Raw genomic sequence first — 23,844 nt, forward strand, 5'->3', positions numbered from 1 at the left:
CAGCGGGGTGGGCCGCTTCTCGCGCCCCCAATCACAATGTGCCACACGTTGTTACCTTCCGTAACACGCACTCATTGGGGCCGGAGGGACACTCAAGATTGTCTTCAGGTGGATGGTCTGCAGCATGAGCGGATATGGTGCGCTGTTCGCTCGGCGGCAACATCCACGACGACTCAGATAGAAGGGCTACGGTCCTTGGATGAGCTGGTTGACCGATACCCGCAACGCCTACGACGCCATTGCGGCCGGCTACGCCGACGAGACCCGTGACCTGCTCAACAGGTTGCTCCACGTTCGCGCGGGGGTTGTGCTGTTCGCCGACCTGGTCCGCGCGATCGACGGCGGGCCCGTCGCCGACGTCGGCTGCGGACCGGGGCACACCACCGCCCTGCTGCGGGACCTGGGCGTGGACGCGTTCGGCATCGACCTGTCACCCGCGATGATCGAGACCGCCCGCCGCGAACACCCCGGCGCGCGGTTCGAGATCGGGTCGATGACCGACCTGGAACTCGCCGACGGCTCTCTGGCCGGTGTGCTGGCGTGGTGGTCGCTGATCTACATCCCCGACGAGGCGGTGCCGGGCGTGCTCGACCAGTTCTACCGGGTGCTGCGGCCGGGCGGGGTGCTGGCCGTGGGATTCCACGTAGGCGACGAGTCAATGCTCGAGACGACCGGTGACGACCAGTCGACGCAGGCGTACGTGTACCACCGCCAGCCGTCCCGCGTGGCCGACTGGCTCCGCCAGGCGGGCTTCGCCATAGAAGCGCAGCACCTGCTGAGTCCCGACGAAGCCAAGCCGGGCGCAATCCTGTTCGCCCGCCGACCGGTGGCATCACCCCGGTAACCTCCGCCAACCGGACTTCCCCGCCTGCCAGTCAGTGCGTCCGACCGGCGGCAGAAGAGTGCGTCGGGTCGCGGCCGTGAGCATCGGCCTGTCTGGTCGGCTGTTGGCAAGTGCCTGGAGCGAGCACAGCGACCGGGCAGTGCGTGACCAGGCAATTGCTGTGTGAACGACTTCTGCATGGTTTCCGATCACGCCGGCCCGGTCTGCTGGGGATCTGCTCGGATCAGTGTGATGGCAGCGCCGACCGGGGTCACACTGCCGAGTTTCGATGGACAGCGTTGAAACCACCATCGTGTCGGCTTCGTTCACGCATGCTCGCTGTCCGGAAGTGACCGACCCGGGCTCCCTCATGACATGAGGGAGCCCGGCTCAGCGATGGGTCACACGTCGTACGTGCCCGCCTTGACGCTCGTCAGAAAGGCGTGCCAGTCGGTTGCGAGGATGCCCAGGATAGGACCGGACGGCTGCTTCGAATCGCGGATACCCGCACCTTGACGCATCGGTGCGACCTCGACGCATTCGCCGTTGACCTCGCTCCTAGCGCTCTTGCGCCAGGTCCCTGTGACGTTATCTGCGCGTTGCATTGCTTGCCCCTCTAGTGGTTGGGGGCAGAGTGGTTGATCGGTTCAGCTCCAGGTGTGCGCCGCGACCCGCTCGATGAGCCGGACGGACTCCTCAGGATCGAGGGCCGATTCGGCAAGTCGTTCGAAGGACAGCTCGTACCGGTAGGTATCGGCTTCCTCCTCGTGGTAGTAGGAGCCGCTCAAGTTTTCCAGGTAGGCCACATCAGGGTAGATGCGGCCGAGCTCACCTAGCCGGGAGAACTTGAAGAGCGTGAACGACCCTGTTCCGATCGGATGTGGTCCGTTCAGGGGCAGTACCTGGACGGTTACGTTGGGCAGGGCCGCCATCTCGACGATCTGACGGAGCTGGTCGCGCATCACCGCGTCATCGGTGAAGCGGCGAATGAGGACTGACTCCTCGATCACCGCCCAGAACCTCAGCGGATCCTCGCGGGTGAGCGCCTCTTGCCTCACCAGGCGAGCCTTGGTGCGTTCCTCGATCTCGCCTGGCGGCGCGACAGTGATCGCCCTCAGTCCCTGGCTCACGGCCCGCGAATAATCGGCGGTCTGCAGCAGGCCAGGTACCACGATCGGTTGCCAGGTCCATACAGACGCCGCTTCGGCCTCCAGACCGAGGTGAGTGGTCACTTGCTCGGGCAGACCTTCGAAATGCTCCTCCCACCAGCCCTTCTTGGCAGCGTCCCGCGAGAGCGCCAGGAGGTGCACCTGCTGATCTTCGGGAACGCGGTAGAGGACTAGCAGAGCGCGGACATCCTTCTCATGCGGCGTAACCTGCGCTTTCTCCAATCTGGAGATCTTCGATGTCGACCATTGCAGGCGCTCGGCGGCTTTGGCGCCACTGAGACCCGCACCCTCCCGCAGGCGGCGCAGTTCACTTGCGAGCCGCAGACGCCGGACGGTAGGGCTGTGTGGCATCGTGATCTCCTCCCACCCAGCCCGTATGACATTCCCAGCGCAAGGATGCCGCAATCGTCTCCGGGAAGTGCGGAAAACCTTCCGGCGAGTCCCCCGAGGTTGGTCCCGGCGGGAATTGCAACGGGACACTCTACGGGAAACTATGACGATAGCTGCAAATCGTCCCGCGCTCCAGAGGGGGCACCTTGCCCTAGCAGTCGGCGCGGGGAGGTTGGGCATCGCCACCCGACGGCAACGTATGGGAGGGGAACGGTGATGCGCGATTTGAACCTGTGGGGCAAAGCGACGGTCGTGCACTGTCGAGTCCAGGTGGTCGATCCATGATCGCGCCTGAGTTGGGCTGGCGCCGACTGGCACGCGTCATCACAGCGGGACTCGCCTCTACGGCCACTCAATGTGCCTGCCTTGACTACCGCTATGTTCTCGCCATCGACGTCGAAAGCTTCAGCACCCTCAGCGCACGTGACCAGGCCACCGTGCAGCAAGACCTGCACCGGCTGCTCAATCAGGCCGCCGAGCGAGCCGGGCTTGACCGGAAGAGATGGCAGCGGCAGCCAGGCGGAGATGGCGAGCTGGCCGTGTTGCCGCTCGGCACCAACGGCCTGGACCTTGTGGCGGACTTCCCGCGTGAACTCGCCCGCGCTTTGGCCGAGTCCAACTCTCAGCGCCCGCGGGACAGCAGGATCCGGCTGCGCGTGGCCATTCACCATGGAACGCTGGCTCCTGGGTGTCTGGGTCCGGTCGGACAGGCCCCCATCGTGGTCAGCCGGCTGCTCGACGCGGCTCTCCTGCGGCAAGCGTTGACCCGGCGTCCCAACGAGGAACTCGTCCTGATCATCTCCGCCGGACTCTACGAGGACGTGATCGAAACCCGCTTCTGCGGACTCGATCCGGCAGACTTCGATGCTGTCGACGTGCGCGCCAAAGGGGTGAGCTATGCGGCTTATATCTACTCCGGCTGCGCGTTCAACAGTGACACGGCCCCCGTAAGCGCCGCCGAGCCGTGACCGCAGTTCCATCGTCACGGTGGTGAACCATCCCGAGTTTTGACGACTCCAGTCTGCCCGGTCTGGCGTACGAGCATTCGGTCAGCGGCATGAGCAGACGTTGCCAGGCAGGGCTCGGCTGAGGGCGCTGCGGTCATGACCGACGAAGAACGCCTGCAGAGGATGATCGATGAGCTCCGGCAGATGCGCAAGCAGTGCGAACCCAAGTCCAACCAGAACCCGAGGTACCTGCGGTATTCCAACGCAGTCACCGCGCTCCGGTGGATAATCGGTGATCTCATGAAGGAGCGTGGCGAGAACAGTCGCGGTTGAGTTCGCTCACCTCCCGTGCGGATGGATGTTGGGGCCTCGATTACCGACAGTGCGTCCCACAAGGGGTCCACCCGCCTCCGGTCGGCCTCCAAGCGGAGTTCGGGCCCGCCCTGACCGGCGGCGGTCCGCTGCCGTGCCGCTACCTTGAGCAGCTACACCTCGTCGTCATGCGCTGCCCCAATGCGCTCGATATCCCGCGCGGCCCACGCCGCGAGGAGCAATACGGTCTCCACAGCCTGGGTACCCGAAGCCCTCTTCACCGTCCGCGCATAGGGCAGGCTCCCAGGCGCGGCGTTCGGCGACCAGGTCAATACCAGTGTCGACGCTGATGGCTTGACCAGGCTGCACCGACGACGCATGGTCGCTCACGGCTGGCTGTATGAGACACGGGTTTGGGGGCGGCGCGACGCGCCCAGGGACCGCTCCGTACACCTGACGAGGCGCCCCCCGATACTCACCAACTGGGATGGTCCTCGGGATCAGCCGGACGAAGGTGATCACGACTGTGGCCGTCCGTCCGGCGGCCAGCACCGGCCTACCGTTGATCGCAGGGCAGAAGGACGGCGGAAGGTCACGGCGTGGATACCGACATCATCCCGCTCGGTGAGCGCTCACTGCGCAGCATTCTGGACCATGTTCTCGCCGTCGGAGACGAAGCCGAGACGAGCTATCTCGAGGTCAAGAGCGCCCTTGACCCGACCAGCAAAGCAGGCGTGGCAAAGGTCGCGAAATTCCTCCTAGGGGCCGCCAACCGTCGTCCGCAGGAGGCCGCGCGCCACTTCCGCGGCCACGCGGTCTTGGTCATCGGTGCACAGAAGGGCAGCGCGCAGGGGATCCCGCGCGGCGTCGAGGCCCACGAGCTCGAAGATCGGCTCCGGCCTTACCTCGGACCGCAGTTCCCCGCATTCGAGTTCGGGCGAATCAGCGTCGATGACGAGCGCGAGGTGCTGTTCATGATCGCGCAGCCTCCACAGGACGGACAGCCGATCTTCCCGTGCCACAAGAACTTCCAGGGCGAGGACCGCCGAGACAACCTCGAAGACGGGGCCATCTACGTGCGAGGAGCCAGCAACACTCGGCCGGCTCGGGCTGGCGAGGTCCTGACCCTCGTCGAGCGGGCCCGTGGCGGCGGCAAGTCACCCATCGACCTCGGCGTCGAGGTCGTCGGGTCGATCGGCCGAGTCGACCGCATCGATGAAGTGCTGGAGCAGTTGTACGAGTTCGAGGAGGAGCAGTTCAGCAAACCGCAAAACCCGACGACTAAGAAGTCTTCACCGGCATTCTCGGCAGCGAGCATCTTCGGCCGGACTCAGCCGTTGTCGCCGAAGGAGCGGGCGGAGCGCCTGGGCGCATGGCGGAGCGAGAAGCGCACGTACATCGCGCAGGGTCGCGAGCACTTCCTCGGTGTCGGCCTGCCGGGCGTGGGTATCCGGGTTGTCAGTCGAGACCGGTTCGTTGCCAAACCCCACCTCATCGTGACCTTCCACGGCTGCGAAGTTCTCGACCACCGCGACGCCGACGACGCCGACTACAGAAAAGTCGTCGAACCCGTGGCGCGGCAGCAGGACCCCTACGGCATCGGATTCGACGCCTCCGATTACCGGATCATGCCGCGTGACTACCCCGTAGCCTGGAGCAATCGCGGCGACGATGCCGAAGTCGTCCTGACCTGGGAGTCGTTCCGCCCCAACGTGACGTGGGAAAGCGGCCAGGACGACTACGTGATCCTCGCACGGAATCCTCAGGCGGGCGCGGTAACCGTGACGTGGGTCTTGACCGAGGATGGCAACAACACCGTCACTCAAGGCGAACTCGATGTTCCAACAGGTGATCTCACCGACGCCGCCAAACTACTCAAAGCGTTCTTCGGAGACGTGTGACGACTGTTTTCGACGAAGCGAAGCCGGGCGCAGCCCTGCTCGCCGACCCGCAGTACCGCCCCCAGCTACCTCCACAGCCAGGCCTGCCCGCCTGCCGGTCAGCGCGTCCGACTGGCGGCATGAGCGGACACGGTGTGCGGCTCGTTCAGCGGCGACGTCTACGACTCAGATGGTTGAAGGGCTACGAGGTCGGGTCGATGACCGATCTAGAGCTCGCCGACGACTCTGTCGCCGGTGTGCCCGCGTGGTGGTCACTGATCTACATCCCCGACGAAACGGTGCCCGACGTGCTCAGACAGTTCCACCGGGTGCTGCGCCCGGGCGGAGTTCTGGCCGTGGGATTCCACGTAAGCGACGAGTCGATACTCGAGACGGCTGGTGACGGCGACCAGGCGACGCAGATGTACGTGTACCACCGTCAACCGTCCCGCGTGGCCGACTGGCTCCGCGTGGCCGACTGGCTCCGCCAGGCGGGCTTCAGCATCGAAGCGCAGCACCTGCTCAATCCCGACGAAGCCAAGCCAGGCGCAATCCTGTTCTCTCGCCGGTCCGCGACACCGCCCCGATAACCTCCGCCGACCGGACCTGCCCAACCTATCGGTCCCAAAAATCTTGTAGGGCGACCCAACCTCGAGCGGCTCCGAGTGACGGTAGGGGGCAAAGAACCGGTCCGAGGTCGCAAGGAGGTCTCCCATGGTGCCGGAGTCCGGCGAATCGTTCGCCATCGTGGCGGTAACCGCTGTTCGCGGGCTTGGGCTGCTGGCGGCATTACTGTTCAAGTCCCGGACTGCCGTCGCAGCAGAACGAGAATGTCACTCAGGGGTCATCCCAGCCTCGGAACGCATGCCACTGGGAGCTCACGCCGTCGAACGTCACGCCGATAGCGGCTGCCGAATGGTGATCGTTTCTCTGCCTGCAAGCCAGCAGGGCCCCTTCCAGCCTCAACGCCAACCGGTCGGGAAGGTGCTATGACACCGGATCCCAGTGACCCGGAAGATTCCGATGACTTCGAGAGAGAGTTCATCACGTTCTACAACGCCCACGCGAGGCAGCTACACCGGTATCTGTGGCACGTGGGTCACGACGAGAACCTCGCCGAGATGGCTGCTCAAGATGCCTTCGTGGCCGCATGCCAAAAGTGGGCGGTCATCCGTCAGTATGACAAGCCCAAGGCATGGCTGTACAAGGTCGCTCACTGGTGTCTCAAGAGTCTTCAACGCAGTCAGTACACCTATCTGACGAGCGCCGACCTTCACGAGCTTCCCCAGCCGATCTCCACGGATGATCAGGTGGAACTGCGTGAGACCGTACGCTGGGCTCTCTCGCAGCTGCCGAGACGCCTGCGTGAGGTGACCGTCCTGCACTATCTATGCGACTTCAGCGTGGATGACACTGCCAAGATCCTTTGTATCGCACCCGGCTCGGTGAGGTACTACCTGCACAACGCTCGAAAGCAATTGACTGACTTGCTCAAGTACGAACGCGGGGAGGAGGACGACAATGCCTAGGCCCCGAGGCCCTCGGATCCCGAACGTGCAGATGCCCGCCGCAACGAGACGGCACACCTCGCTAATGGCGGTCGACATCGCCGGCTTCGGTGATGCCCGTCGGGCTGCGGACGTTCAGCTGTACCTACGCCGTAGCATGTACCAGATCCTCGACGGGGCGTTCAACGCCACAGGTCTCGACCGGACGAGCAGTCATCTCGAAGACCGGGGCGATGGAGTCCTTGTTGTGCTCCCGCCAACGGTGCCCCCCGAGGTTTTGCTCGATCCGCTCACGGTCCACATGGTGAGTCTGCTGCGACAGCACAACCGACGGCACAGCGCAGGGGCGCAATTGCGGCTCCGGATGGCGGTGCATGCCGGCCGGATCCACGCTGATGAACATGGCGTCTCTGGCCGGGCTGTGATCGACCTCTTCCGGCTCTTGGACGGGGCGGCGTTCCGGCGAGCGGCCGGTATGTCTACCACCGATCTGTCGGTCATCGTGTCCGACCAGATCCACAGCGAGGTGATCAGCACCGCTTGGCCGGACGTAGTCGACCTTCAGCAGATCACTGTGACGGTCAAGGAGACCAGGACCCGAGCCTGGATCTGGATCCCTCCGCAAGGACCTGCCGAGGGCGGCGGTTCAACCGGCAAGCAACCGACCGGCCTGCGCGCACTCTTGCGCACCGTGGACACAGTGGCCACGGACGCCAAGGCAGGAGCCGACCAAATGATCGCTGCCGCGCGACAGCTAGCCGATGACCCACGTGAGACAGCGCGGATCGCCGCCCTCGCTGAACTCGGTGACACCGCCACCGCGTTCTACCGGCTGGCGGAACTCGCCGAGCGTGAGGGAGATCTGTCAACCGCGGAAGAACACTTCCGGCGCGCGGCCCAAGCCGACTACGACGACGCCGCCTATCGTCTCGCCAATGTGCTCTATCGACGCTCCCGAGGGCCGGACGTTGCACCAACGTCAGCCAGGTCGGAGCGCCTCGCTCTGCGCGAGGAGGCCGAGCAGTGGTACCTCCAGGCTGCCCAGTCGGGGATTCCTCAGGCATGGCGAGCACTCGGTGATCTGTACCGCGACAACGGACGCCTGGATGAGATGGAACGCTGCTACAACCGAGCAGGCGAGACCGAGTCAATCCCGTCTACTCCTTCGGCCACCCAAGAAGACCTTGCTGTTCCAGGTGATGTGGATGGCTTCGGCGACCTCGTTATTGGAACAAGATGATCCGCTGACCGCAGCTACTTCAGCCTCGGAACCCCCGTTCAGAACTAGCTAGCGAAGCTGAATGGTGGTGATGATTCGGACGGAGCGGAGCCAGGGAGGCCAGAACAACGAGAGGCCCTTCCGGAGGAACACGACCAGGTACGTCGCGTTACCAGAGAGGATCGGCTCCTAGATGCAGACTAACCATGACTCTCTGCCGGAAGAAGAGCCGCGTTGGAGACAAGAACAAGATCTCGCAGAGCGTGAACACCAGCATGCCGAGAACCGACCATGCAGGCCGTGGTTCACCACGACCACGGCTGTCGCGCTCATCGGTACCGCCGCTGCAGTGATCCAGGTCATCCTGGCGCTCCTCCAGTATTTGGCCTCCTGACCGACTACGGCGCCGCTTCACTCCACATCACAAAGGCCGCCAAGGCCCAGCTCTGGACCTATCGAAGGACGGAGCGGGGAATCGCCACCCCGAACGTTCGGTCGTCGGCACGTCCGCGCGGGACTCAAGATCGCCACCGAGCGCCCTGGACGCGGCATGAGCGGATAGCAATAGACCGTTGTACGACAGACTGCCGGTACAGCCTCGATCAGGCCTCAGGGAGAACGGTGAGGGCATAGGCCGCGAGCGCGCGAACTTCGCGCCACTCCGGGGCCGACCGCAGCGCCTGATGGGTCCACAGATGGGCGTTCGCTTCGCCGCTCATCCGCTCCAGAGTATGGTCCAGATCGACCAGCACGCCGCCAGCAGGACCGAGAGAGTCGGGATTCGTCCTATGGACGGCGAACAGGTCGTCGAAGTCCAGCGCTAGTTCGTCCGACAACCCGTTCAAGCCGAGATGGTGCAAGTACTCGATCTGCTCGTCCGCGGCCGATGCCAGCCGAACCACTGCCGCCCGTAACGCCTTACTCGCCCGAGCATCCATCCCACGATGGTCTCAGGTGATACCGGTCAGTGCCCTCAACTCGGCACGGGTGCTCTCGGCGAGCGACCGGGCTGACGTACAGAGAGGTAGGAACCGTTACGACGATCGCGCTCCGTCATCGGCAGAAGCGGATGTCATTCTCGGCACCCGGTTACCGCCTCCCTTAGAGGTCATAACAAAATGTGCATGTAGCGCGACGTGTCGTGATGGTGGGTGTGCTCTGGAGCAGTGCGCAAGGGTGAGCAACCGCCGTGGATCGTGCCCGACAGCCTGTGGGAGCGGATCGAGCCGCTGCTGCCGAAGGTGGAGCGCCGCACGCGTTACACCGGCCGTAAGCGGTTGGATGACCGCAAGGTGCTGTGCGGCATCTTGTTTGTGCTGCATACCGGGATCCGGTGGGAGTTCTTGCCCCAGGAGTTGGGGTTCGGGTCGGGGATGACGTGCTGGCGGCGGTTGGCCGAGTGGCATCGGGCCGGGGTGTGGGAGCGGCTGCATCGGCTGCTGCTGGCCGAGTTGCACGCCGCCGGGCAGCTGGACTGGTCCAGGGCGGTGATCGACAGCTCACACGTACGAGCGCTCAAGGGCGGCCCAAAACCGGGCCGAGCCCGGTCGACCGTGGCCGGCCGGGCTCCAAGCACCACGTGCTGACCGACGGCCACGGCATCCCGCTCGCCCTGACGCTGACCGGCGGCAACCGCAACGACGTCACCCAGTTGATGCCGCTGCTGAAGGCGATCCCGCCGGTCCGGGGCCGGGTGGGACGGCCCCGCCGCCGACCCAAGTGCCTGCTGGCCGACCGCGGCTATGACCACGACAAGTACCGGCGCCTGGTGTGGGCCAAGGGCATCAAGCCGGTCATCGCCCGGCGGGGCACCGCGCACGGCTCCGGCTTGGGCGCGCACCGCTACGTCGTGGAGCGCACCATCGGCCTGCTGCACTGGTTCCGCCGCCTGCGCATCCGCTGGGAGATCCGCGACGACATCCACCAAGCCTTCATGACCCTGGCCGCCGCCATCATCTGCTGGCGACGCCTCGTCCGCTAATTCTGTGAGGACCTCTTAGCCTTGCCAAGGTCGTTTGACGGAACTAGATCAGACCGACGTAGATCGACTGGCCTTGTTGCCTGGAGGGCAAGAGGCCGTCGAACTCGGAGCCACGGCCCACCAACGGTCACATCATGGGTCACCGAGAGTGACGGACATTGGAACGGGCTCTCTCCATGATCTGGAGACGACTGGGAGATCATCTGTGCGCTGGAGGGGGCTCGACGGCGCTGAACGGAGCTCAATGGAGGCGTGTGAGCTGCACAGATTCCTCACAGGGCAGGTCAGGGGTGATCGTGGATTACCTTGACACGGTAGAGGCCACTGGTTCAATCCCAGTATCGCCCACCACTGTTTTCCGAGGTCAAAGCCTCGTCCCAGCAAGACCTGGACGGGGCTTTCGCCGTCTCCTGGAGATCATCCGCCGGTGAGCGCTACCGTGCCGGGCTCATTCCCCCGCAACTCGAGCAGGCTTGGACCAGTGCGTTGTAGCCGGCCTCCGAGCGGCCGGTTCGTGGCAGAGTGGCGGGATGTCTGGCGCGCGGTACGGAATGGATGCGCCCTACGGGTTCGGCTTCGTGGGCCTGGTCGTGCTGGGGTTCTGGGTGACCGGGCTGGTGATGGCGGTCACCACCGATCTGGCCGCCGCGCTGCCCGCGCTGGTCTCCGGCACCCTGCTGGCGGGATGCCTGGCCCTGAGCCTGCACGCCACGCTGCGCGGCAAGTTCCTGGTCTGGCGGGACGTGCTGGACGAGCTGGACCTGCGTGGCGACGAACGGCTGCTCGACCTCGGCTGCGGACGCGGCGCCGTCCTGCTGGCCGCCGCCCGGCACCTCCCGCAGGGCCAGGCGGTCGGCGTGGACCTGTGGCGCGGACGGGACCAGTCCGGCAACACCCCGGCGGCGACCCTGCGCAACGCCCGCGCCGAAGGCGTCGCCGACCGCGTCCACGTGCATGGGGGTGACCTGCGCAGACTCCCGTACGCGGAGGCAAGCTTCGATCTGGTCGTGTCCAGCCTCACGGTGCACACCATCTTCGGCGCGGACGCCCGCGCCCAAGCGATCGCCGAGGCGTACCGGGTGCTGCGGCCGGGCGGCCGCCTGCTGATCGCCGACCTGGCGCGGACCCCCCGCGAGTACGCCGCGGTGCTGGCCCGGCTCGACGCCCAGGACATCCACGTGCGCGGCCTCGGCTGGCGCGCGTGGTGGGGCAGCCCATGGGTCCCGACCCGCCTGCTCACCGCCCGCAAACCAGCCACCCCCTGAACACTCCTACCAGCACCAAGCCACCTGACCGGAAGACGCGAGTGGTGTGCGAGCAGGTCGTCGCCGCGCTCCGCCCCAGCAGCGCGGCGTGACATGAGCGGACGGCTTTCCAGCTCGGTTCGGTGCAACACTGTGGGAAGGAGCTTTCTCGTGTCCGGTGAGACCACCTTTCACACAGTTGATGTTTTGGGGTGGGTTTCTTCTAGATAGCGGAGGACGGCTGTCACTCTGCGGTCCGCGCGATCGGTGGGTGCCAGGTCGAGTTTCGCGAAGATGTGGCGGATGTGCTTGTGGACGGCGCCTTCTGTGACGAAGAGCCGTTCGGCGATGGCGGTGTTGCCCAGGCCTTCGGCCATCAGGGAGAGCACGTCCCGTTCCCGGGCGGTCAGGCGTTCCAGCGCGCTGTCGGGGCGGCTGCGCGTGAGCAGCTGCGCGACGACCTCGGGGTCGATGGCGGTGCCTCCGCCGGCCACCCGGTGCAGCGCGTCGAGGAACTGCTCGACGCGGCCGACTCTCTCCTTCAGCAGGTAGCCGAGCCGGTCGGCGCCGCCGAGGAGCAGTTCGCCGGCGAACGCCTGCTCGACGTAGGCCGACAACACGAGGACTGCCAGGCCGGGGTGGCGGCGCCTGGCCCGGACCGCCGCTTTGATCCCCTCGTCGGTATGGGTGGGTGGCATCCGGACGTCGACGATGGCGACGTCGGGCTCGTGGGCGTCGACGGCCGCCAGGAAGGCGTCCGGAGCGTCGGTGGTGGCCACCACGTCCAGCGACTCCGCGCGCAGCAGCAGCGCCAACCCCTCGCGCAGCAGCGGGTCGTCCTCGGCGATCACGATCCGCATGGCAGTTCCACCTGGAGGGTCGTCGGCCCACCGCGTGGGCTGGTCATGGTGAGGCGGCCGTCGTGGGCCTCGATCCGGCCGCGGATGCCGGCGAGCCCGGAACCTTCGTGTTCGTCCGCGCCGCCGACGCCGTCGTCCTCGACTCGCAGGGACAGCCGGTCGCCCTGGCGGCGCACGGTCACGGCGGCGTGCCGGGCCCGGCTGTGCTTGGCGATGTTGGTGAGCGCCTCGGCCGTCACGAAGTAGGCGGTGGCTTCGACGGAGACGGCGCAGCGGCCGGGAACGTCGACGTCCACCCGGCAGGGGACCCCGCAGTCGGCGGCGAGTCCGGCCAGCGCTCCGGCGAGTCCCCGGTCGGCCAGAACGGGTGGCAGGATGCCGCGCACGACCGTGCGGAGTTCGGCGAGTGCCTGTTCGGCGGCGTCCTGGGCGCGTTCGAGGATCGCCTCGGCGGTGGCGGGGTCACGGGCCAGCGCGCGGCGGGTCGCGCCGAGCAGCACGGTGACGCCGACGAGCCGGTTCTGGGCCCCGTCGTGCAGGGAGCGTTCGATGCGCCGCAGTTCCGTCGCATGCGCGTCCAGCGCCGCGGCGCGGGTGGCGGACAGTTGAGCGATCCGCAGCGACAGGTCGGTGTCGGGCGTCAGAAGCCGCCGGCCGGGCCATGCCTGCAACCGGGCGAGGCCGGGTCCGAGGCCCACGAAGACGACGGCGAACGCCAGGCCCAGAAGGGCGACCGCCAAAGCGTCGGACTCGTCGCGCACCTTCCAGAACACCAGGGTCGGGGCGGCCTCCTCGGCGGGCAGCCACCGCCACCACAGCGGGTAGGTGACGTCCTGCACGGCGTTGATCGGCAGTGTCGCACCGACCAGGCTGAGGAACAGGCCGAACGTGCCGTGCGTGAGCAGCCACCGCAGCTCACGCCGGACGGTCCGGTCCGCGATGGCGGCACGGACGCTCGCCGGCGCCGGGCCCGGAGCGATGATCTCCGGACCCCACCGGGACAGCCGCGCGCGCTCCCGCCCGGCGACGGCCCGTACGACGCGCGGCAGGGTGGGCCCCAGGAGCAGGCCCACCCCGACGGCGCACGTGAGCCCGACCAGGATGAGCCACACCAGGGCGGCCAGCGCCAGCATGGCGGTGCCGAGGCCGCCGACGATGTGTTCGAGCGCGTCGATGACGGCGCGGGCGCGCGCCACCACATCACCTCGCCGAGCCCGTTGGGCAAGGGCCGGTTCCGGCTCGTTCGCCGCCATTCGCACCTCCTGGGGCAAGGACCCTAGAACAGCGGCCGATCTCTGTCAGGCGGTCGGCGGCGGAGTACAGCCTGCTGTACCAAGGACGACGCGCTGGCGGGATCGTCAGCGGCCGTCGCGATTCCTAGCGTGTTGCCTCGTCGATCGGACCGCTGATTGAGGAGTACGCGAATGACGGACCCCTATGACATCTCTCCGGCGCCGCCGTCCGCGCCCTCGGCCCGGCAGGCCGCGAGTCCGGGGAGAGCGGTGCCACGGCCGATGTTGTGGGTGCTGCTGGTGATCAGCCTGGCCGGCAACGTGGTGACCTCGACGGCCGGCGTCAACCTGGCCGTCAGCAGCGCGTTCGGGCTGGCCACCCTCGCCTGCGCCACCGCTCTGATCGTCCAGCATCGCCGGAGCCGGCGATGAGGAGGGCCACCGCGCCTGCGCGGGTCACGGAACCCGGAGACCGGCAGGTGGCGCCCCCGGCACCCGCCGTGGTGCTGGAGCAGGTCACCAAGACCTATCCGGGTGGCGTCCGCGCACTGGACGAGGTGTCGGTCACCGTTGAACGCGGCACGTTCATGGCCGTGATGGGGCCGTCGGGGTCCGGCAAGAGCACGCTGATGCACTGCGCGGCCGGCCTGGACACTCCGACCAGCGGGGACGTGTTCATCGACGGCACCGCGACCGGCGGCCTGAACGAGACGCGCCGCGCCGAGATGCGCCGCGAGCGCGTCGGGTTCGTGTTCCAGTCCTACAACCTGGTGCCGTCGCTCAGCATCGCCGACAACATCACGCTGCCGCTGCGGCTGGCGGGCAAGGCGCCCGACCGGGACTGGCTGCGGGTGCTGGTCGAGCGGGTGGGGCTCGCTGATCGGCTGAACCGTCGTCCCGCCGAGCTGTCGGGGGGCCAGCAGCAACGGGCCGCGATCGCCCGGGCGCTGGTGGCCAAGCCCGCCGTGGTGTTCGGGGACGAGCCGACCGGCGCGCTCGACCTGCGCACCGCGCGCGAGGTGCTCGACCTGCTCCGCGATCTGGTCGACGGCCTCGGGCAGACCGTGGTGATGGTCACCCACGACCCGGCCGCCGCCGCGCGGGCGGACCGGGCGCTGGTCATGACCGACGGGCGGGTGCGCGCCACGCTGGACATGCCGACCGCCCCCGAGCTCGCCCAACTGGTCACCACGCTGGAAACGGAGTAGCCGATGTTGTACCTGGCGTTGCGCATGGCGCGTCATCGGATCGCCGCCCTGCTCGCCATCGCGTGCGCCACCCTGGGCGGCGCGACGTTCATCACCGGCATCGGCGTGCTGGGCGAGTCGGGACTCCGCTCGCACGCACCGATTTCCCGGCTCGCCCAGGCAGACGTCGTCGTCTCCGCGCCCCAGACGTACCAGCCGAAGGGTGACCTGCCCATCGCCCTGCCCGAGCGCGCGCGGGTGCCGGGCGATCTTGTCGGCCGGCTCGCGCGGCTGCCGGGCGTCACGGCCGCGATCGGCGACGTCAGTTTCCCCGCCGCCGTCATCGACCGGCGCGGCGCGCCGGTCCCGGCCGGGGATCCGCGCGCCGCCGGGCACGGCTGGTCCTCCACCGGGCTGGTGGATCGCGGGCGCGTGACCGGCGCCGCACCGGCCGGTCCGCGCGAGGTCGCCTTGGACGAACGGACCGCGGCCGCGGCCGGTGTGACGCCGGGCGGCCGGGTGCCGGTGGTCGCCGCCGGTCACCGGGCGACGTACCGCGTCTCGGCCGTGGTCGGGTCCACCCGGCCAGGGGTCTTCTTCGCCGAGTCCACGGCCGCGCGGCTGGCCGGCCAGGGCGGCGGCAGGGGCCGCGTCGATCTCGTCGCGCTGCGCGTCGCGCCGGGGTCACGCGAGTCGGTCATCGCGGCGGCCCGCGACCTGGCCCGCGAGCGCGGGCTGGTCGTGTCGACGGGAGCGGCGCGGGGCGACGTCGAGGCCCCTGACGCGATGGCGGGACGCAGCGTCCTGCCACTGCTGGCGAGTTCACTCGCCGGGGTCACGCTGCTGGTCGTCGGGTTCATCGTGGCCGGCGCGCTGGCCGTCTCGATCGGAGCGCAGAAACGGGACCTGGCCCTCATGCGCGCCGTCGGCGCCACCCCCAAGCAGATCCGCCGCCTCACCGCCGCGCAGGCCGGCCTCGTCGCGATCGCCTCGCTGGTTCCCGGTGTTCCGCTCGGCTATGTGCTGGCCGAACAGTTCCGGCGGTTGCTGGTGTCGGCCGGCATGCTGCCCTCTTCCCTGCCGCTGACCTTCAGCCCTCTCCCGGCGGTGGCGGCGGCGCTCCTGCTGATCGCCGTCGTCCAGGCGTCCGCCTGGTGCGCGGCGATCCGTGCCTCCCGGATGCCCGCCACCGAGGCGGTCGCCGAGTCGCGCAGCGAACCCCGCCATCCCTCCACGCGCCGCGCCTTCGCCGGATTCCTGCTGATCGTCGGAGCCGCCGTCCTGTCCGCCGGGCCGCTGCTGGCACGGTCGCAGGCCGGTGCCGCGGTGACGGCCCTCGCCGGCATCCTGGCCACCGTCGGCCTCGCCCTCGCGGGCCCGGTCCTGGTCAGCCGGGTCGGCCAAGGGCTGGCCCGAAGGCTGCCCAGGGGCGTGTCGGCACCGTCCTGGCTGGCCGTGGCCAACAGTCGCGGATACGCCCTGCGCGTCGCCGGCGCCGTCACCACCCTCGCCATGGCCGTGGTGTTCACGTTGACCTACGGCCTGACGCAGACCACCGTGCTGAAGGCCACCTCCGCCGACGTCGACGCCGGTACGCGGGCACAGCTCACGATGACCGCGCCGGGTCTCGGCGGGCTGCCCGACGACCTGCCCGCCGCGGTGCGGGCCGCGCCCGGGGTCCGGGCCGCGGCCCCGGTCACCACCACCACGGTCATCTGGTCGTACCGGATGCTGGGCGATGTCGAGACCGACTCGCACTCCGCGCTGGTCCTGACGCCGGCCGCCGCGTCCGTCCTCGACCTCGGCCTGCGGGACGGCAGCCTGGCGCACCTGACCGGCGACACGGTCGCCGTCGACGCCGGCGCGGCCAGGGCACGGAAGGTCTCGACCGGCGACACGGTGAGCCTGGTCCTCGGCGACGGCGCCCCGGTCAGCGCCAAGGTCGTCGCGACCTATTCGCGGGGGCTCGGCTTCGGCCCCGTGGCGCTCTCGCGCGACCTCGCCGCCGGGCACACCACCACCGGGCTCGACCAGAGCATGCTGATCCGCACCGACGGCAGCGAGACGGCGCGCCGCGGCCTCGCCGGCCTCGCCGCGGCCCGTCCGGGCCTGGTCGTGGACGCCGGGAACGCGCCGGACACCGGCGACGGTGTCCCGCCCGAGCTGTGGATCAACGTGGCGGTGCTCGCGGTGCTGCTCGGCTACCTCCTCCTCGGCATCGCCAACAAGCTCATCGCGAGCACCGTCCAGCGCCGCCACGAGATCGCCGCTCTCCAGCTGATCGGCGCCACCCCGCGCCAGATCCGCTCGATGATGCGGCGCGAGGCGACGCTGATCTGCGTCCTCGCGCTCGGCACCGGGCTCCTGCTGTCGGCCGTCCCCCTCGCGCTCCTGGCCGTCGCCTTCCTGGACCGGCCGTGGCCCGCCGGGCCGATCTGGCTCGCCCCCGCCGTCGCCGCCGTGGTGGCCGGCATCGCCTACCTCACGATGGAGATCCCCACCCGCCGGGCCCTCCGCGTCCCACCCGCACAAGCGCTCACCCGCGCCTGACGATGACGGCGAACGTGCCGCGATGCCGTCGGACGGGCTTTTGCGCCAATCCCGGCTTTGCGGTGTGAGACGCTGGAACCGCCAGCCGGAACACAACCTGAGGGTCGGTGGGGATTGAGCGCGCCTCAGTCGGATGATGATCTGCCGGGTGACGATCTGCCGAACAATAACGCGCCGGATGCCGGCGGTCCCGCGTCGGTCCGGCTGGACAACGTGACCCATGGCAGTCCCACCGTCCTGCGGATACTGCTGGGCGGGCAGTTGCGGCGGCTGCGGGAGGACAGCGGGATCACCCGCGACGACGCCGGCGAGGTGATCCGCGGTTCCGGCTCCAAGATCAGCAGAGTGGAGCTCGGCCGGGTCGGCTTCAAGGTGCGCGATGTGGCCGATCTGCTGACCTTGTACGGGGTGACCGGCGCCAGGGAACGCGAGGCGTTGCTGGAGCTCGCTCGCCGAGCCAACGAACCCGGCTGGTGGCACCGGTACGGTGACCTGCTCCCGCCGGGATTCGAGCCTTATGTCGGCCTGGAAGAGGCGGCCTCGGCACTGCGGGTCCACGAGACCCGGTGGGTTCCCGACCTGCTGCAGACCGAGGACTACGGCCGCACCGTGATCTCCGTCAGCCACCCCACCGCCTCGGCGGAGGAGGTCGAACGGCGGGTCAGCATGCTGATGCGCCGCCAGGAGCTTCTCGCCCGCCAACGGTCACCACAGGTGTGGGTGGTGATCGATGAGCCGGCTCTGCGGCGTCGGATAGGCGATGACGACGTCATGGCCGCCCAGCTGTCCGCACTGCTCGCCGCCATTGAGGCCAGAAGGGCCGTCGTCCAGGTGGTGCGGCCCGTGCACAGCGCGATCGCCGCGTCGATCGGACCGTTCACCTTGCTGAGATTCGCCGAACCCGCGCTGCCCAGCATCGTCTATCTCGAGCACCAGACCAGTGCGCTTTATCTGGACAAGCAGCCTGACCTCGAGGTCTATCAAAGGTGCTGGGATCGGCTGTCGGTCAACGCCGAGCCGCCCGCGGCGACTCCCGCCATCCTCACCCGGCTCTTGGACAATCTCCGCTGAGCCTCCGGCAATTCTTCCCCTATTCCCGGGCGCGTTTGCAGATGATTGACACGAGGGTCAAACTGGCCACAGGACCCCCGGAACCGCGCGAAAGGCACCTCAGTGACCGGCAGCTCACATTCGTCCCGGCAAGGCCCGGAAATCCCGATCGACACCACCGTGGCGCACCCGGCCAGGGTGTGGGATTACTGGCTCGGCGGCAAGGATCACTACCTGCCCGACGAAGAGCTCGGCGATCAGCTCAACCAGGCCATGCCCGAAGTGGTGATCTGGGCGCGAGCCGACCGCGAGTTCCTGGGCCGTGCCGTGCGTTACATGGTCACCGAGGCCGGCCTGCGCCAGTTCCTGGACATCGGCACCGGCATCCCCGCCGCCGACAACACCCACGAGGTCGCGCAGCGGCTCGACCCCAACTGCCGTGTGGTGTACGTCGACAACGACCCCATCGTGCTCGCGCACGCCCGCGCCCTGCTCAGCATGACCTCCGAGGGTGCCACCGATTACATCGATGCCGACCTGCGCGACCCCCAGGTGATTCTGGACGCCGCTCGGCGGACATTGGACTTCTCCCAGCCGGTGGGGATCACGCTGCTGGGAATTCTGGAGTTCATCACCACCGACGATGCGTACACGATCGTGCGCGAGTTGCTGGACGCGGCGCCCTCGGGCAGCCACCTGGGGATCTCCAGTCCCGTCCTGGACGTCAACACCCAGGCGATGCAGAAAGTAGTCCAAAGCTGGAACGACAGCGGCGCAACCCCCGCGGTGCTACGTACCCGGGCCGAGCTCACCCGCTTCTTCGAGGGCACCGAACTGCTGTCGCCCGGCCTGGTCTCGCTCCCGCAATGGCGGCCCGACCCCAGCACCCTTTACGCCAACAGGGAGATCGGATTCTTCTGCGGCGTCGGCCGCAAACCCTGACACCTTTTGATACGCCGATTGACGCACCGACCGGCTGACCACTCCGGTGGACGGGGACGGCGGTGCCGCTTATGGTGAGCCCTTGAACGGGGTGTTCTCAGCCCGTTCCAGAGCTCACGGGGTGAGACGACCGGCCATGACGGAATCGGGGCACGGAGCGGGCGACCACGTCGTCCGCCGTCAGCGTGTGCTGATGCTCCTGGCCGGGTTCTTCGGCTTCGCGGTCGCCAGCACCATCTCGGTCTTCCCCGGGACGTCGGGTGTCGCCGACCTCGTCCGGACGGGCACGGCCGCCGCCGCGAACTCGGTGACCACCCGTACCTCCGCGACGAAGGCCGCCACCCCCCAGCATCGCGACAGGGGCGCCGCGAAGGCGTGGCGGACCACGTACGGTCCCGGCGCCGTCCAGTGGGCGATCTCGCGGGCGCACGACACGACCGTCGCGTCCGACCACCACGACGTCGCCGTCCTCCGGCCGCCGCACGCCCCCGGCGTGGCCGGCTTCTCCATCCCGGTCGTGGCCGGCGGCGAGTCGGCGCTCCCGGCCGTCGCCCGTTCCACCGTCAAGGTCCGCGGACCGCCTCCAGCACGGGTTTTCGACGCTTTCAATTCCTGACCGCGGTGTCCCTGCCGGGCGCTGCGGCGTCACCCGTGTGGAGGCATTGCCATCTCTCGCTTCGCCATGGCGTTTCGCACGCCCGAACTCCGTAAGAAGATCCTTTTCACGCTGCTGATCATCGTCGTCTTCCGGCTGGGCCAGAGCCTGCCGACCCCGAACGTGAACGTGCCCGCGCTCAAGGCCGCCGCCGACGCCGCCGAGCGGGACAGCCGCCTGTTCGGCATGCTGGACCTGTTCAGCGGGGGCGCGCTGCTCAAGCTCTCGGTGTTCGCGCTCGGCGTCTTCCCGTACATCACCGCGAGCATCATCCTGCAGCTGCTCACCGTGGTGGTCCCGCGCCTGGAGGCCCTCCGGCGGGAGGGCCAGGCCGGCACCACCAAGATCACGCAGTACACCCGCTACCTCACCGTCGCGCTCGCCGTCCTGCAGGGCGCGAGCGTGGTGGCCATGGCGGCCAGTGGACGCCTCTTCCGGAACGTCTCCGGGAGCGGGGGCGTCCTCTACCAGACCACGCCGTTCGCCATCATCACCATGGTCATCTGCATGGTGGCCGGGACCGCGGTCGTCATGTGGCTGGGTGAGCTGATCACCGAGCGCGGCATCGGCAACGGCATGTCGATCCTCATCTTCACCCAGGTCGTGGCGGTCTTCCCCGGTCAGCTCTGGGGCATCTTGCGGGCCAAGAACGGCTTCGTCTTCACGCTGGTGATCCTGGTCGGCCTCGCCATCATGGCGGGCGTCGTCTTCGTCGAGCAGGCCCAGCGCCGCATCCCGGTCCAGTACGCCAAGCGCATGGTGGGCCGCCGCATGTACGGCGGCACCGCCACCTACATCCCTCTCAAGGTCAACCAGGCCGGCATCATCCCGGTCATCTTCGCCTCGTCGCTGCTGTACCTGCCGATGCTCGCGACCGACCTCTGGCCGGAGAACACGCTCCTGCGAGAAATCGCTCCCTACACCCGGCAGACCGACCCCTGGCACATGGCCGCCTTCTTCGGCCTCACCGTCTTCTTCACGTTCTTCTACGTCTCGATCACGTTCAATCCGACCGAGGTGGCCGACACCATGAGGAAGTACGGCGGCTTCGTCCCCGGGATCCGCCCGGGCCGTCCCACCGCCGAATATCTCGACCACGTCCTGACCCGCGTCACGACCGCGGGCTCGCTCTACCTCGGCCTCGTCTCACTGATCCCGATGGTCGCGCTCACGCTGCTGAAGGTCGGTGACGAGTTCCCCTTCGGCGGAACGAGCATTCTCATCGTCGTGGGCGTGGCGATCGACACGCTCAAGCACATCGACGCACAACTCCAGCAACGCAACTACGAGGGCTTTCTCCGCTAGGACGGGTCGTTGGCGGCGGTGCGCAGGGCGGCCACCACGGCGGTCAGCTGGGTGATCAGGCCGGCGACACCGGTCTGGTCGGCGCCGCTGATCGTCACCGTGCGCAGCTCGTCGGGCTTGGGCAGCTTCGCCATGATCTCCGGTAGCCCGGCGATCAGCCGGGCCTGGACGCTGGCCGGGGTCCGCTCGTTCTCGATGGAGGCGCGGGCCCGCTCGCGTTCCAGGTCCAGGAGGGCCTGCTCGTGGCGGGCCTGCGCGCGGGCGCGGGCCTGGGCGAGCTCACCGTCGAGCTCCAGACGTTTGAGCTCCTGCTCGCGTTCGATCCGGAGCCGTCCCGTCTCGGCCTCCTCGGCGTGCCGCTCGCGTTCCATCCGCAGCGCGTGGCGCGTGGTCTCGGTCTCCAGCTCGGCGACCTGCCGGGCGTCGTCGTGCTCGCGGTTGGTGCGCCGCAGCCGTTCGGCCGTCTCGGTGTCGAACCGCTGTGCCTCGTTGCGGGCCCGGAGGCCGGCCAGGTCCCGCTCGTGCTCCAGGCGCTGGGTCTCCTTCAGCCGGTCGGCGGCCATCTCGCGCTGCGCGATGGCCGCCTCGGTCTCGAGCTCGGCCAGGCGCGCGATCTGGCCCTGCTCGGCCCGGTAGGGCTTCTGCAGGTTCTCCCAGAGGCGGGCGGAGCTGACCACCGCCTCCTTGATCTGGACGGTGACGATCCGCAGCCCCAGCCCCTGGTCGCTGTTGTCCTCGCCTTCGGCCACCGCCCGCAGCCGGGCGGTGAACTCCTCGATGATGGGCTGCTTGTCGCTGAGGACGTCGCGCACGCCCATGGTGGCGACCTTGTCCTTGATCGCCGCCTCCGCCTGCTCCCTGAGCTGGAGGTTCACCAGCCGCATCGGGTCGGCCGCGTCGCTGAAGTCCAGCTTGCGGTACGCCGTGCCGAAGTCCTGGATGATCCACTGCACGTAGCCCTGCACCAGCACGCCCTGCAGCTCGCGGCAGATGCAGTAGGCGTTGATCAGGATGGTCTGGGTCGCGCCCGGCACCACCAGGAAGGAGTCGGTCGCCGGATTGAACCGGAAGGAGACCCCGAGCCCGATGTGCAGAGGTTTCTCACGGCCGCGCCGCGTGTGCACCACGAAGGCGTTCGGCGGGACGAGCACGTTCTTCCAGCGCCAGAAGCCGCTGATGCGCACGTCCACCGGGCCCGGGGTGACCCCCCGCTCTCGCTTGGCCGGCGGCCCCGGCGCGGGCTGCGCCATGCCGGGCGCGGCCGGTGGCCCCGCGCTCCGCCTGGCCTTGAGATCGTCCTCGAGGACGGCCTGCTGCGCGACCACCCGTTCGAGATAGGTGTTGCCGCCCTCACCGCTGGCGCTCATCGGCTTCTCCTCACGGTCGCCGCCGAGTCTGCCCACGGCGCCCGCGAGCCGCAACCGAAATCACGGCGGTCCGGTCCACGGGGACCGGCGCCGCGTCACGTGCCGGGGCGGGCGTACATTCCTCGATCAAGTCGGTCGGACGGCAGGAGGAGGAGCGGGTGGGCGAGAGCGGGCAGGTCGTACTGGTCACCGGGGGAAGCGGGTTCGTCGGCAGCCGGCTGGTGCAGGAACTGTTGGAGCGCGACTACCGCGTTCACACCACGGTGCGCCGGCTGGGGGACGCCGCGAAGGTGGCGCCGCTGCGTGCCATGCAGGAGCGTTTCCCTCGACGGCTGGAGCTCTTCGAGGCGGATCTGCTGGACGACCGGGCCTTCGACCAGGCGATGCAGGGATGCCAGGTGGTCTTCCATGTGGCCTCGCCGTTCCTCATGCCGGAGAAGATCAAGGACGGCGCGCGTCAGGTCGTGGAGCCGGCTCTGACCGGCACGCGGAACGTCGTGGCCGGCATCGAGCGGACGCCGACGGTCGAAAGGCTGGTGTTCACCTCGACCGTCGGAGCCGTCTTCGGCGACTACGCCGACGTCCGGGAGATGGAGAACGGCGTCCTGACCGAGAAGTACTTCAACACCACCAGCACCGTCGAGAACAACCCCTACCACTACGCCAAGACCGTCGCCGAACACGCCGCCTGGGACGCCGCGAACGCCCAGGACCGCTGGCGCATGGTCGCCGTCAATCCGGGCCTGATCCTCGGCCCGTCCCTGACCCCGGCCTCGGAGTCGGGCAGCCTCTTCCTCCTCGACGAACTGTTCAAGGGCTACTTCTTCTACGGCGCTCCCGACTTCTCCTTCACCGTCGTCGACGTCAGGGACGTCGCGGCGGCCCACATCGCGGCCGCCGAGAAGCCCGACGCCCACGGCCGCTACATCCTCGCCGCCCCGCGGATGGTCTCCTTCCTGGAGATGTCCAGGATCCTCAAGGAGCACTTCCCGCGAAATCCGCGGCTGCCCGCGCACAGACTGCCGCACTGGACGGTCCGCGTACTGGGGCCCGCCTTCGGGCTGAGCCCGGACTACATCCGCAAGCACCTCGGCATCAGGTTCACGGTGGACAACCGCCGAAGCACCACCGAACTGGGCCTGGCCTACCGCCCGTTCGAGGAGACCATCATCGACCACTACTCGGCGTGGCGTGACCAACGCAAAAGCAGGCGGTAGCAGCCG

At 68.3% G+C, this 23,844-nt stretch carries 22 protein-coding genes and 1 pseudogene; 17 read left to right on the plus strand and 6 right to left on the minus strand.

Annotated elements, in window-relative coordinates; translation table 11 throughout:
* Positions 1-199: 199 nt before the first annotated feature.
* A complete protein-coding gene (locus tag ACGFNU_RS14985; protein ID WP_392593795.1) occupies positions 200-844 on the plus strand; it encodes a class I SAM-dependent DNA methyltransferase in 645 nt (214 codons plus the stop codon).
* 380 nt (positions 845-1,224) lie between these two features.
* Here ACGFNU_RS14985 and ACGFNU_RS14990 read toward each other — a convergent pair whose 3' ends face one another.
* Together ACGFNU_RS14990 and ACGFNU_RS14995 are read right to left on the minus strand one after the other, a co-directional pair.
* Positions 1,225-1,428, minus strand: coding sequence for a DUF397 domain-containing protein (locus ACGFNU_RS14990; RefSeq protein ID WP_392593796.1), 204 nt, complete (start codon positions 1,426-1,428; stop codon positions 1,225-1,227).
* A 42-nt stretch (positions 1,429-1,470) separates the two neighbouring features.
* Positions 1,471-2,343 (minus strand): helix-turn-helix domain-containing protein, encoded by an 873-nt coding sequence (locus tag ACGFNU_RS14995; RefSeq protein ID WP_392593797.1) that lies wholly within the window; start codon positions 2,341-2,343, stop codon positions 1,471-1,473.
* Between the two features lie 320 nt (positions 2,344-2,663).
* Here ACGFNU_RS14995 and ACGFNU_RS15000 point away from each other — a divergent pair, with 320 nt between their 5' ends.
* From ACGFNU_RS15000 to ACGFNU_RS15025, 6 genes are all read left to right on the plus strand, one after another.
* Positions 2,664-3,350, plus strand: a complete 687-nt coding sequence (locus ACGFNU_RS15000; protein WP_392593799.1) for a hypothetical protein — start codon at positions 2,664-2,666, stop codon at positions 3,348-3,350.
* 135 nt (positions 3,351-3,485) lie between these two features.
* Entirely contained in the window at positions 3,486-3,662 is a 177-nt protein-coding gene (locus tag ACGFNU_RS15005; RefSeq protein WP_392593801.1) for a hypothetical protein, read from the plus strand.
* Positions 3,663-4,240: 578 nt separating this feature from the next.
* Positions 4,241-5,542: a hypothetical protein gene (locus tag ACGFNU_RS15010; RefSeq protein ID WP_392593803.1), complete on the plus strand. Its 1,302-nt coding sequence runs from the start codon at positions 4,241-4,243 to the stop codon at positions 5,540-5,542.
* A 173-nt stretch (positions 5,543-5,715) separates the two neighbouring features.
* Entirely contained in the window at positions 5,716-6,111 is a 396-nt protein-coding gene (locus ACGFNU_RS15015; protein WP_392593804.1) for a class I SAM-dependent methyltransferase, read from the plus strand.
* A 399-nt stretch (positions 6,112-6,510) separates the two neighbouring features.
* Entirely contained in the window at positions 6,511-7,050 is a 540-nt protein-coding gene (locus tag ACGFNU_RS15020) for an RNA polymerase sigma factor (protein ID WP_392593806.1), read from the plus strand.
* Between the two features lie 64 nt (positions 7,051-7,114).
* Positions 7,115-8,269: a hypothetical protein gene (locus ACGFNU_RS15025; RefSeq protein ID WP_392593808.1), complete on the plus strand. Its 1,155-nt coding sequence runs from the start codon at positions 7,115-7,117 to the stop codon at positions 8,267-8,269.
* A 581-nt stretch (positions 8,270-8,850) separates the two neighbouring features.
* Here ACGFNU_RS15025 and ACGFNU_RS15030 read toward each other — a convergent pair.
* Positions 8,851-9,186, minus strand: coding sequence for a hypothetical protein (locus ACGFNU_RS15030; protein ID WP_392593810.1), 336 nt, complete (start codon positions 9,184-9,186; stop codon positions 8,851-8,853).
* Positions 9,187-9,489: 303 nt separating this feature from the next.
* Here ACGFNU_RS15030 and ACGFNU_RS15035 point away from each other — a divergent pair.
* A pseudogene (locus ACGFNU_RS15035) lies at positions 9,490-10,229 on the plus strand (IS5 family transposase).
* 530 nt (positions 10,230-10,759) lie between these two features.
* A complete protein-coding gene (locus ACGFNU_RS15040; protein ID WP_392593812.1) occupies positions 10,760-11,494 on the plus strand; it encodes a class I SAM-dependent methyltransferase in 735 nt (244 codons plus the stop codon).
* A 170-nt stretch (positions 11,495-11,664) separates the two neighbouring features.
* Here the strand turns inward: ACGFNU_RS15040 and ACGFNU_RS15045 are convergent, their stop codons facing one another.
* Together ACGFNU_RS15045 and ACGFNU_RS15050 are read right to left on the minus strand one after the other, a co-directional pair.
* Complete coding sequence (locus tag ACGFNU_RS15045) at positions 11,665-12,333, minus strand: response regulator (protein WP_392593813.1); 669 nt, start codon at positions 12,331-12,333, stop codon at positions 11,665-11,667.
* The gene (locus tag ACGFNU_RS15050; protein WP_392593815.1) at positions 12,321-13,529 is read right to left on the minus strand and encodes a sensor histidine kinase; all 1,209 of its coding nucleotides are present in this window, start codon (positions 13,527-13,529) and stop codon (positions 12,321-12,323) included. Before ACGFNU_RS15050 ends, ACGFNU_RS15045 begins: the two co-directional genes overlap by 13 nt.
* Before the next feature lie 228 nt (positions 13,530-13,757).
* Here ACGFNU_RS15050 and ACGFNU_RS15055 point away from each other — a divergent pair, with 228 nt between their 5' ends.
* From ACGFNU_RS15055 to secY, 7 genes are all read left to right on the plus strand, one after another.
* Positions 13,758-13,997 (plus strand): hypothetical protein, encoded by a 240-nt coding sequence (locus ACGFNU_RS15055; protein ID WP_392593817.1) that lies wholly within the window; start codon positions 13,758-13,760, stop codon positions 13,995-13,997.
* Positions 13,994-14,773, plus strand: a complete 780-nt coding sequence (locus ACGFNU_RS15060) for an ABC transporter ATP-binding protein (RefSeq protein ID WP_392593819.1) — start codon at positions 13,994-13,996, stop codon at positions 14,771-14,773. Before ACGFNU_RS15055 ends, ACGFNU_RS15060 begins: the two co-directional genes overlap by 4 nt.
* Before the next feature lie 3 nt (positions 14,774-14,776).
* The gene (locus ACGFNU_RS15065; RefSeq protein ID WP_392593821.1) at positions 14,777-17,302 is read left to right on the plus strand and encodes an FtsX-like permease family protein; all 2,526 of its coding nucleotides are present in this window, start codon (positions 14,777-14,779) and stop codon (positions 17,300-17,302) included.
* Between the two features lie 213 nt (positions 17,303-17,515).
* Positions 17,516-18,373, plus strand: a complete 858-nt coding sequence (locus ACGFNU_RS15070; RefSeq protein WP_392593823.1) for a helix-turn-helix domain-containing protein — start codon at positions 17,516-17,518, stop codon at positions 18,371-18,373.
* Between the two features lie 102 nt (positions 18,374-18,475).
* Entirely contained in the window at positions 18,476-19,294 is an 819-nt protein-coding gene (locus tag ACGFNU_RS15075; RefSeq protein ID WP_392593825.1) for an SAM-dependent methyltransferase, read from the plus strand.
* A 136-nt stretch (positions 19,295-19,430) separates the two neighbouring features.
* Entirely contained in the window at positions 19,431-19,910 is a 480-nt protein-coding gene (locus tag ACGFNU_RS15080; RefSeq protein WP_392593826.1) for a hypothetical protein, read from the plus strand.
* Between the two features lie 66 nt (positions 19,911-19,976).
* A complete protein-coding gene (secY, locus tag ACGFNU_RS15085) occupies positions 19,977-21,254 on the plus strand; it encodes a preprotein translocase subunit SecY (RefSeq protein WP_392593827.1) in 1,278 nt (425 codons plus the stop codon).
* On the opposite strand, the gene ACGFNU_RS15090 is transcribed toward secY, so the two are convergent.
* Positions 21,251-22,621, minus strand: a complete 1,371-nt coding sequence (locus tag ACGFNU_RS15090; protein ID WP_392593829.1) for an SPFH domain-containing protein — start codon at positions 22,619-22,621, stop codon at positions 21,251-21,253. The genes secY and ACGFNU_RS15090 overlap by 4 nt on opposite strands.
* Positions 22,622-22,779: 158 nt before the next feature.
* On the opposite strand from ACGFNU_RS15090, the gene ACGFNU_RS15095 reads away from it, so the two are divergent.
* Entirely contained in the window at positions 22,780-23,838 is a 1,059-nt protein-coding gene (locus ACGFNU_RS15095) for an NAD-dependent epimerase/dehydratase family protein (RefSeq protein ID WP_392593830.1), read from the plus strand.
* Positions 23,839-23,844: the final 6 nt, after the last annotated feature.

Origin of the sequence: Spirillospora sp. NPDC048911, from assembly GCF_043198015.1 — a bacterium.
Classification (GTDB): Bacteria; Actinomycetota; Actinomycetes; order Streptosporangiales; family Streptosporangiaceae; genus Spirillospora.